The organism is Pseudoalteromonas sp. SG43-1, from assembly GCF_014164415.1.
Taxonomy (GTDB): domain Bacteria; phylum Pseudomonadota; class Gammaproteobacteria; order Enterobacterales; family Alteromonadaceae; genus Pseudoalteromonas; species Pseudoalteromonas distincta.
Genome location: NZ_JACJFD010000023.1, coordinates 76,774 through 87,019, shown reverse-complemented (window position 1 = coordinate 87,019; position 10,246 = coordinate 76,774). Strand labels below are relative to the sequence as shown.

Here is a 10,246-nt window from a genome sequence, read left to right as displayed (position 1 = left end):
TAGTTATTTATTACGTAGTTATTTATTACGTAGTTATTTATTACGTATAAAAACATAAAAAACAATACTTTAATCTATTTGTGTTAGAATCTAATCTCAACTAACCTAAACAAATATGCATAAGAGGATGAGCTAAATGAGCGAAAAATCAAAAGATTGCGAAAAAGTGACGTGTAGTAACTGTGCTGACGCTAACGATCTCGAATTTGATTTTTCTATGGCTTTTCAACCGATTATAAACTGTAAAACTAATCTCATTTACGGCTATGAAGCGCTGGTTAGAGGTTTAAATGGCGAGTCTGCCTATTCAATTATTTCAAAAGTGAATGAAGACAACCGCTATGCATTTGATCAGCTTTGTCGTATTAAAGCCATTCAACTAGCTTCAAAGTTAGGCATAACATCAATGCTAAGTATTAATTTTTTACCTAATGCTATTTATAAACCAGAACGGTGTATACGCACCACACTAGAAGCTGCAAAAAAGTATAACTTTCCTATTCAAAATATTATGTTTGAATTTACTGAAGTAGAAAAAATAGAAGACACCGCACACATTAAACGCGTTGTTGATTACTACCAGTCTCTCGGATTTAAAACGGCTACCGATGACTTTGGTGCAGGTTATTCTGGTTTAAATCTACTGGCTGACTTTCAAACAGATATTATCAAGCTTGATATGGCGCTAATACGCGATATAAGCAACGATAAAAAACGCCAATTAATAGTAACTCATTGCTTAAATATGTTTCGCGACTTAAACATTACCGCACTGGCTGAAGGAATTGAAACAGTAGAAGAATATACGTGGCTAAAAAACGCAGGTGTTGAGCTTATGCAAGGGTATTTATTTGCCAAACCAAGCTTCGAAAACTTGCCTGAGGTAACCTACGTTTTTAATTAGGAAAACCTACAATATGCAAACACTTTATTACAATCATTTAATTGCCTTATAAAACTGCATTAATATAATACCCATTCTAGTAACAAGTTTACTCAATTATAAGAAGGGATACTTATGCGCTTTTTAATGCCACTCACTTTACTCACACTTAGCTGCACAGCGTCTGTAAACGCTGAGCAGTCAGAATCAAAACAATGGTTTAACTCTATAAACTACGCAAAAATTGATTCTGATTATTACAGCGATGATGTGTATGGGCTATCAACTCACTATTACTTTGAGAAGCAGCAAAACTCTGGTGTTTGGGATGATTATGGCTACTTGGATACAGATAGTAATATAGGCTTAAATTATTTTAATTCAGATGGTTACAGTGGAAAAGGTATTTTTGGAGAAGGTTTTTACGGCAATGCTTTTGCAACTTTTGAACTACCTAATATTGGTGATGCCGACAACTATTCACTAGGTTTAGGTTACTTATTTGCTGATTCACTAAAAGTATCTGTACGTATGTTAGATTATGAATATAGCGATACAGTTTATTTGTTTAAAGCTCAGTATAATCATGAAATTAACGACACCGACTACATTGGTTTTACTGTTGAAACAGATGATGAAACAGAGTCGTGGGACCTATCATCACGTTACTTTGCCCATCTTTATGATGACAGCTATTTTGCTGTAAATGTTGACTATCTAGATGTTGGCGACGACTCAGTTTTTAATGTACTCGCAAACTATTACTTCAATAAACATGTTGCAGTCGGTATTGGCTCAAACGATTCTGATTTAGTGATTGAAGGTAAGTACTTTATTAATGATAGCTACTACTTTACAGCTAATTACACTGATAATGATAACTACGATGTATACAACCTTAGCTTTGTAGCCCAATTTTAATAAGTACAAAAAAGCCGCCTTACTGGGGTCACTTCAGTCAAACAAGGCGGCTTTTACTAAACAACTATAACTACATATTACCAAGCTCTATCATCATTGCTGTGTACATACGTAAATTCAGTTCAAGTTGCTCAAGTGTCATAAATTCATGCTCTGAATGACCTGTGTAGCGCTTACCCGGCATTGAAGGGCCAAACGATACAGCATTATCAAACAGCTTTGCGTTAGTGCCACCACCTATTGATACAAAGTCAGCTTTTTCGTCGCCCGTAAAATGCTTGAAAATATCAAGCAGCTTTTGCGCATGTGGCGCGCCATCAAGTAGCATAGGTGTGCCAATAATTGTTTCTATGTTAGCAAGTGTTACATTGTTAGTAGCTTGCCAATTAGCGAGTGCATCATCAATTTGCTTTTGTAATACAGCTTCGTCTTTACCCATTGGGCGACGTGCATTTACAGCAAGTGTTAGCGCATTACCATCGCGCTCAATAACGGTTGGTGCCACTGTCATTGGGCCCATAAAGTCGTGCTTGTAAGCTATTTCGCCAAATTGTTTACCGTGAATGTCTAAACCAATTAACTGATTCACAAAGTCGATTAGCTCGCCGTCACTGTTATTTTCAAGCTTCACACCTTTAAATAACTCAGCTAAATAAGCAATAGCATTTATACCCGACTCCGGCTCAGATGAATGCGCCGACATACCTTTAACGCTTATTGCTAAACCATTACTTTTTTCACTAAAGTTAAATTCAACTTTATTTAATGTTTTAGCTTTTGCTTTTAATGTATTAATAAGTGCCGCGTCTGCATTGTGAAGCACTAAGCTGGCGTCTTCTGGAATTTGGCTTCTAAACGCACCGCCAGTTACATCCTTTACATATAAACCCGTTTGTGGTGATGTTGCATTAAAAGTAGGTGCAATTAAGCTCCAGCCTTTCTCGGCAACCACTACAGGGTATGATGCATCAATCGTTACTGCATATTTTGGTTGTTCATACGTTTTCATAAATTGAGTAAGCGGACCCCAATCAGACTCCTCAGCAAGGTAAATCATAAGCTCAATACGGTTATTAAGGGTTATGCCTTTATCTTTAATTGCTTTCATGGCGTAAAGCGCTGTTGCTATTGCACCTTTGTCGTCCTCAGTACCACGACCAACTAATTTACCCGGTTCAGATGTATCAATAATAAAAGGGCTTTGTTTCCATTTACTTGCATTAGCAGGTTGCACGTCGCCGTGGGTTACTACCGTTACTTTTTCGCTTTGCTCGCCCATACCAATTAATACGGTGTAGCCTAAATCTTGGTAGTCAAAACCAAGCTCTGCGGCTTTCATTTTTAAAAGTGCTTTAAAGCCAATAAAATCGGGATTTTGAGGAGTGCTAATGTCGCTTTTATTAACCGTCGGAAAAGCCACTAAGTTAGTTAGTGTGTGTATTTGAGCATTTTGGTAGGTATTTACTGCGTAATCGGCAACGCTATCAATATTTTTATTTAACTGCGCATGTGCGCCAAATGCAAATAAAGCAATACTGGCTAAAGCTAACTTTTTCAAAACAATTCCCATTTAATTAATAGCTAAGAGCGGTAATTATAACGCTATGAGTTACTTACTTATAGCTCTTTACGCCAAACGCGCAGATTACTTAAGGTAAATAACCTGAACTCTGGATAATAAATCTATCTCAAGCAGCTATTTCCAGCGCTAACTGCGTTGAACTTACTTGCAATAGGCCAGCTATTGACGCGTAAGTTCGCCTTGTTTTCACTGAAAATCTCTGGCTAGAGAAAATAAATTTAAATATCACTATAGTTCAATACGCTGGTAAACCTCTTACCCAGAGTTCATGTTAAATATTTATATAGCAGCTTTTATGAGGATGACTGTATAATGCGCGACTTAAAATTAAGAGAGTATTTAATTGTGAACCGTCGTAAAAAAATCGTCACTAAATTTCAAAAAAAAGATAAACGCACTAACGCTAAACTACACAAAAGCAACAAACCTGGTTATGTATCAAAAGCTGAGCGCGAAAAACTAGCTGAGCAAGAAAATAATGAGCCACAGGTAATCCAAGAGTAACTTTACGTTACCTGTTGCTTTGATAATTTAAAGTGGCAAAAGTACCGACCACTTACATAACCAACCACTGCCGTGGCAACTATAAGTTCAAACGTAGCTAAGTAATTAACTGTATCTACATATGGCATTGCGAGGTTTATACTTTGCATCCAGTCTTTCATTTTAAATAATGCAGTTGCCCCAATAACCATTGGAAATGTAAAAGCAGCGTAGCTCGGCGTAAAAGGTCTGCGTAATAACTTTATAAATAACACATAAACAATCAGTGTTTTTATTATCGCTAATATAAATAATGCCCCCACTATAACAAGTGACGGATTAGCTAAAACATGAAAATACCCCACTAATGTTAAACTGGCTGGTGCTGCTAAAATGGCAAGTGTTGGCTGCATTTCGTAGTCACTTTTTAAGGCTAATAAAAAACGATAAAACATAATTGGCAGCATTATGGCGTACGTTGATATACCAATAACTAACGCACTATAAGCTAACCACGCTAATGTCGGATTACCCAAAAAAGTAACATCTGCAATAATGATCCCCACTGGTGGCACAAACCAGCTAGGTGCCATATCTTCAAAATTAAACTTTTTTGCCCGCTGGTATAAAAAGCTCACCAAAAATGTGAGATGCAGCACAAAAGCTAAAACCCACATAATATCACCAGCTAATGGGTTAAATTGCCCAACTGAGTTTGAAATAACAAGATTAGCCATTGCAAATGTAGGGATCACACTTCCTGCAACTGGGTGTGCTAAATCGGCTTTTAATAAATGAGGGTGTAGTAAAAACTTAGCAGCCAAAAGTAAAACTAATACGCCAGCTAATACCGCTCCCAAAAATTGCCCTTGGGAGTTTAAATTAAAAACGTTTTCCCATGTCCATCCCATACTAGCAATACCCAAAGCTAAACCGGCCATAGCTGTTGGCGCACCCATCACTTTATTTTTAAATTGCTTAAACACTGTACTTCCTAATCATTGGGTGATGAACAAGTTACTGCTTTTTACTGCATTGCCTTAAAATAACGCTGTAAAATTAGTACAAGCGTGCTTAATAGAGCGCTTTTTGCGTACAAATATTTCATAAAAATAAGTTTACGGCTTACATATTAAAGCGTATGAAAAAAGCCATAACACAGTTATGGCTTTTACTTTATTTTAAAATTTAATTTAGTTAAAACGCGTAACTAATGCTTACATTAAATGAACGACCCTGCCCAGCAAGTTGTTCAAACCCGTTGCTGCTATCTTGTTTAAGTGCTGCAATACTTACGCCGCCTAGTGGGAGTTGGTAGTACTCATCAAACACGTTACTCACTTCTGCGCTTAGCGTTAATGAATCCCATGTGGCTTTAGAGCTTAAATTAACCAAGCTGTAGCTGTCTGTTTGGTTTTCAAAACGATTATTATCTACACGGCTTTTATTATCGACCCACTGCCAAGATAATGCGTTTTCAAACCGACCCATTTGCTGGCTAATACCTAGCTGGGTCTGCAGTGGTTTAATTTGATAAAGCGGCTGGTTAGTATCGTCGCGCTTGCCTCTCGTATTAGTAACATTAGCGTGTAACTGCCAGTTACCTAAATCCTTAGATTCATAAATGTTGGCTGTTAAATCTATTTTTGCACCATATAAAATGGCATCTACATTAGTAAACTGCAAAATATTACGCGCTGTGTTGTCCAAGTCATAACTATTGAAGCTTCTTACAATATCAGCATCAATATAATCATTCACATCTGTATACCAAACATTGGTGCTTAAACGCCAACGGTCATCTTTAGCCGATTTAATATAAGTAGCACTTAAAGTATGCGCTGTTTCAACGTCTAAATCAGGGTTACCAATATAGCCATTACCATCGCCATACCAGCCAATCATGGTGGTTGCCATATTACTTACGCCCCAGCTGTATCGCTCGTATAAATTAGGCGCGCGGTTTTTACGGGCAAGACCAAATTGCAGCTCATCATAATTTGTTATTTGGTAGTTAATTAAAAAGTTAGCATCAACTATAGTGTCGGTTTTATCTCTGTCGCCAGCATTAAAGTTCTGTGCAGCAATGCTATTATCTGTAGACGTATCGCTCATGGTCATACTTTCCATACCCCCCATGTCGCTCATATCGCCCATATCCATCATGCTCATACCGTCGTTGTAAGGCTGAACCTCACCTACTTGGGTATTAACACTTTCAATACGTACGCCTGCATTTAACCATAACTTGGTATTTATTTGGCTCTCAAATTCAGTAAATGCCGCTATGCGCTCTCGTTTACCGTTATTTATATTTACGTAATCGTCTGGTCCCATCATGGTTGAGCCTTCAATACTTGGCCACCAATCATCAATGCTGTAATTGTAATATTCTTGAGCGAGTAAAATACTGCTGTTTTTATTAAGCGCAATACGCCATTTAAGCTGCGTACTTATATCTTGTGCATCAGTTTTCATTGGCATCATGCCTGTTTTTTCTTCACTGAAAAAACCCATTTCGTGCTTTACGCTATGCCAGTTAACTTGCCCTTCAAGCTCGCTGTTTTCAAAGGAGCGTTTGTATTGAGCTATTGCACCGTAGCTGGTGTTATCGGTCATATCCATATACTGATTTGCAAATCCCTGATATGGGATTTTTTGATGCGTTAGCTTTATAACTAATTGCTGTTTATCATCGCGCATAGCTGCGGTTAAACTATGATTTTGTGCTCGATACAATGTATCTAATACTACATCGCCGTTACCGTCTTCATAACTATCTGCGTCACTAAACGAACCCTGATAATTAAGGCTAAGCGTGTCACTTGCTAAACGTGCACCAACGCCAAGTTTACGTCCGTTATCAACGCTACTGTACTTTGCTGACACATAACCTGAGTGCCAACCTAATTCATTGCTATCGCTATACTGTGGTGAAATAGAATTAACGCTTATTACGCCAGCAATATTATCGCCGCCCGCACTCACTGGCGACACGCCTGCAACCACATTATAAGACGTAATTTGATTAGCCGAGATATACGAAAGTGGCGGGTTCATATGATTAGCGCATGCAGCGGTTACATCTGCGCCATCAATTAACACTTTAACTCTGTCGCCCATTAAACCATTTAAAATAGGGAGGTTAGATACGCCGCCCGCAGCTGAAAAGTCGACACCTAAATCACTTAATAACGATTCTGACGAACCAAGTGCTAAGTGCTTATTTTGAGCATGTCCGTGTACTTCAATTACTTCTAAAGACGTATCGTCGGCAAATGCAAAAGTAGATAGCACACAGCTAATAAAAAGTGCGACAGGGGAAAGTAAGTAAGTTTTTTGAGTTTTGCTTTTATAAACCATTGTTAATTTATGCCACTGTAATAATTGGCGTAATTATAGTGTGAACTGCAAAAGCAAAAGCGCGACATATTGTCGCACTTTATCAATTTTGAATGTTGTTAGGCGTGTTTAATCTAAAAGGTCATATAATAAATTAAGTATTTAACTCAGCGACTGTTTGAGAAACAATATCAGCCCCTCGCTCAATCTCTTTAATAACCTCAGATACATTCGCAATAAGCTCTCGGCCTTGCTCTGAAGAGTCTGAAACCGACGTAATTTGCCTTGATATATCATTAGTGAGCTCTTGGTTATTTTTAACAACGGTCGCTATTTCATTAGTTGAACTACTCGTACTGGCTGCAAGTTGCCTTACTTCGTCAGCTACTACAGCAAAACCTCGACCGTATTCACCAGCACGTGCAGCTTCAATAGCAGCATTGAGTGCAAGTAAATTAGTTTGATCAGCAATGCTGCTGATTGTAGAAACAATGGAGCCTATTACAGCTGATTGTTCATTAAGATTTTTAATTAAATCAACTGACTTAAGAACTTGGCTTACAATGGCATCTGAGTTTGCAACAGAACTTTGTAGTATCTCAGAACCTTTTTTAGCGGTTTGCGCTGTAGCTACCGCCGATTCATACGCGATTGCAGCGGCTTCAGTCACTGCATTATTATTGTGTATACGATCAGTAATATTTGATGCAAACTTAATTATTTTAATTACATTACCTTTGCTATCTAATATTGGGTTATAAGTAGCTTCTAGCCAAATTTCTGAACCGTCGGCGGCAATACGTTTAAATTTTCCTGACTTAAACTGCCCCTGCGCTAATTCATTCCAAAAGTGTGGGTTTTTCTCATAAAACACTTCAGTACAAAACATTTTATGATGTTTACCTACAATATCTTTTAAGCTGTAGCCTACTGTTGCTAAAAAGTTTTGATTTGCGCTTAAAATATTACCTTGTGGGGTAAACTCTATTGTAGCCAATGCTTTATCGAGTGCACTAGCTATCGCTTCTTGTGCCTTTCGTTGTATATAACTAGTCGTAATATCAGAGGCTATTTTAATCACTTTAGTGACTACGCCATGCTCTTCTACAGGAAAGTAAGTTGCCTCAAGCCAAAGCTTATCGCCATTAGCTTTGTATCTTAAAAACGATCCTGATTTAGAATCTCCGGTTTTTAATGCTTGCCAAAATTGGCTATATTCGTCTGACTTTGCATATTCAGGTTCGCAAAACATGCGATGATGTTTGCCAATTATTTGCTCTTTGCTGTAGCCTACAGTAGCTAGAAATAACTGATTTGCGTCTAATATTATTCCTTCAGGTGTAAACTCTATATAAGCCACATGCTTGTTAATTGCCGACAAGATAGACTGTTTTTGAATTAATTGAAGCTCCATTTCTTCAATTTTTGCGTTTCTTTTAGAAATACCAAACATATAAAAACCTTAAGGAGTAAATTAGTAAAAACATTAGCAAATTAATGTGATATCAACATGTAACTGTACTGTAAATATAAGCTCTAAATAACCTTTCGGCGAATATTTAACACCTTATAGATGCATGCTTTATAAATAGTTTTTTTATTTTATGAATTTTAAGTAGTATTTTCTTCTAATTAACATTTTAAAAACCTAACAAAAACACTAATTTATGCATGACTCTGTACTTTTTTTAACTTAAAATAGCACTTTCACAGACTACCCTCTCACACCAAAATTTAAGCATACATATAATATTTTCTATTCAGAATTTATTGCGCTGTTTCACTTTTAAAATTAAATCTTAAGGGATCATCTATGACATCAGATGTAACGTCGGCATCTAGTCAACTTAACAGAACCGCTATTTTACTCGTATTAGCACTTGGCACATTTATTTTAGGATTATCTGAGTTTTCGATGATGCCTATGCTGCCACTAATTAGCGAAACATTTGGCTCAACGCCCTCACAAAGTGGTTACGCAATTAGTGCTTACGCCATTGGTGTTGTAGTGGGTGCGCCTATTTTAATGCTTACCACTGCTAATATGAGAAAGCGCAAAGCATTGCTCATTTTTATAAGCTTAATGTTTATCTCAAACGGGTTAAGCGCGATGGCAACGTCGCTTGAGCAGCTTGTAATATTTAGATTTTTAAGTGGCTTACCTCATGGTGCATATTTTGGTGCTGCTATTTTATTAGCATCAGATATTGCCCCAAAAGGTAAGCGTGCAAGCTTTATGTCTAAGGTGTTTATGGGTTTAACTGTGGCTACTATTGTTGGCGTGCCTATAGTTACACTTGTAGGTCAAAATTTAAGTTGGCGTTATTGTTTAGCTGGCGCTGCAGTACTGGCCTTTATTGCTTTTGTTTTTGTTTATAAAGTAGTCCCTAGTATCGATAACGCTAAGCCTTCTAACTTACTAAACGAGTTTGGCGTACTTAAAAATAAACTGGTTTGGTCCATTTTGGGTATTGTAATTATTGGCTTTGGCGGAGTGTTTTGTATTTATACTTACATTGCCGACACCATATTAGTGGTAACAAAAACAGCTCCGTATACTATTTCTATCGCAATGGTAATGTTTGGTATCGGTTGTACACTCGGTAACTATGTACTGGGTAAAGCTGCCGATAAATCAGCAATTAAAACGACTGGCCTTGCGCTTGTATGTACTATTGTATTTGCCTTTGCATATGTAACGGCAAGCCATAATATTTGGGCTCTTTACGCGGTGATCTTCTTTATTGGTTGCAGTGTGGGCTTGGCTACGCTGATTCAAACGCTTTTAATGGACGTTGCGCCCGAAGGCCACGCTATGATTGGTGCCTTAGTACAGTGCGCATTTAATACTGCCAATGCTATAGGTCCTTGGGTTGGCGGAATAGCAATAGCGCAAGGTGCTGCACCTAATCAAACAGGTTACGTAGCAGCTGCATTGTTTTTAGGTGGTTTGGGTATGTGGCTATTAAGTTACTTACAACTAAACAAACAGCAACCAACAGCGCAAGCTACTAATTAACTGAGTTCGAGTTAAT

General features: G+C 37.6%; 8 protein-coding genes. 4 read left to right on the top strand and 4 right to left on the bottom strand.

Annotated elements, in window-relative coordinates:
• Nucleotides 1–136 precede the first annotated feature (136 nt).
• Together H5159_RS15575 and H5159_RS15570 are read left to right on the top strand one after the other, a co-directional pair.
• Nucleotides 137–904 carry an EAL domain-containing protein gene (locus tag H5159_RS15575; RefSeq protein WP_096793524.1) on the top strand — a complete coding sequence of 256 codons (768 nt, stop codon included), beginning with the start codon at nucleotides 137–139 and terminating at the stop codon, nucleotides 902–904.
• Nucleotides 905–1,018: 114 nt separating this feature from the next.
• On the top strand, nucleotides 1,019–1,804 hold the full coding sequence (locus tag H5159_RS15570) for a putative porin (RefSeq protein ID WP_182780592.1): 786 nt from the start codon (nucleotides 1,019–1,021) through the stop codon (nucleotides 1,802–1,804).
• A 70-nt stretch (nucleotides 1,805–1,874) separates the two neighbouring features.
• Here H5159_RS15570 and H5159_RS15565 read toward each other — a convergent pair whose 3' ends face one another.
• Nucleotides 1,875–3,362 carry a dipeptidase gene (locus tag H5159_RS15565; protein WP_182196875.1) on the bottom strand — a complete coding sequence of 496 codons (1,488 nt, stop codon included), beginning with the start codon at nucleotides 3,360–3,362 and terminating at the stop codon, nucleotides 1,875–1,877.
• A gap of 336 nt (nucleotides 3,363–3,698) precedes the next feature.
• Between H5159_RS15565 and H5159_RS15560 the strand changes: the two genes are divergently transcribed.
• The gene (locus tag H5159_RS15560; RefSeq protein WP_182695033.1) at nucleotides 3,699–3,890 is read left to right on the top strand and encodes a DUF2986 domain-containing protein; all 192 of its coding nucleotides are present in this window, start codon (nucleotides 3,699–3,701) and stop codon (nucleotides 3,888–3,890) included.
• 2 nt (nucleotides 3,891–3,892) lie between these two features.
• Here H5159_RS15560 and H5159_RS15555 read toward each other — a convergent pair whose 3' ends face one another.
• The 3 genes from H5159_RS15555 to H5159_RS15545 form a co-directional block, all read right to left on the bottom strand.
• Nucleotides 3,893–4,855, bottom strand: coding sequence for a TDT family transporter (locus H5159_RS15555; protein WP_182780591.1), 963 nt, complete (start codon nucleotides 4,853–4,855; stop codon nucleotides 3,893–3,895).
• A 211-nt stretch (nucleotides 4,856–5,066) separates the two neighbouring features.
• Nucleotides 5,067–7,232: a TonB-dependent receptor gene (locus H5159_RS15550; protein WP_182780590.1), complete on the bottom strand. Its 2,166-nt coding sequence runs from the start codon at nucleotides 7,230–7,232 to the stop codon at nucleotides 5,067–5,069.
• 133 nt (nucleotides 7,233–7,365) lie between these two features.
• Nucleotides 7,366–8,664 carry a PAS domain-containing methyl-accepting chemotaxis protein gene (locus H5159_RS15545; protein ID WP_182196878.1) on the bottom strand — a complete coding sequence of 433 codons (1,299 nt, stop codon included), beginning with the start codon at nucleotides 8,662–8,664 and terminating at the stop codon, nucleotides 7,366–7,368.
• A 360-nt stretch (nucleotides 8,665–9,024) separates the two neighbouring features.
• Here H5159_RS15545 and H5159_RS15540 point away from each other — a divergent pair, with 360 nt between their 5' ends.
• Nucleotides 9,025–10,230 carry an MFS transporter gene (locus H5159_RS15540; protein WP_024598262.1) on the top strand — a complete coding sequence of 402 codons (1,206 nt, stop codon included), beginning with the start codon at nucleotides 9,025–9,027 and terminating at the stop codon, nucleotides 10,228–10,230.
• Nucleotides 10,231–10,246: the final 16 nt, after the last annotated feature.

Excerpts from the sequence above, each read along its gene's own strand:
- H5159_RS15570 (WP_182780592.1), top strand. The coding sequence starts at position 1,019 with ATGCGCTTTTTAATGCCACTCACTTTACTCACACTTAGCTGCACAGCG.
- H5159_RS15560 (WP_182695033.1), top strand. The coding sequence starts at position 3,699 with ATGCGCGACTTAAAATTAAGAGAGTATTTAATTGTGAACCGTCGTAAA.
- H5159_RS15545 (WP_182196878.1), bottom strand. The coding sequence starts at position 8,664 with ATGTTTGGTATTTCTAAAAGAAACGCAAAAATTGAAGAAATGGAGCTT.
- H5159_RS15575 (WP_096793524.1), top strand. The coding sequence starts at position 137 with ATGAGCGAAAAATCAAAAGATTGCGAAAAAGTGACGTGTAGTAACTGT.
- H5159_RS15540 (WP_024598262.1), top strand. The coding sequence starts at position 9,025 with ATGACATCAGATGTAACGTCGGCATCTAGTCAACTTAACAGAACCGCT.
- H5159_RS15550 (WP_182780590.1), bottom strand. The coding sequence starts at position 7,232 with ATGGTTTATAAAAGCAAAACTCAAAAAACTTACTTACTTTCCCCTGTC.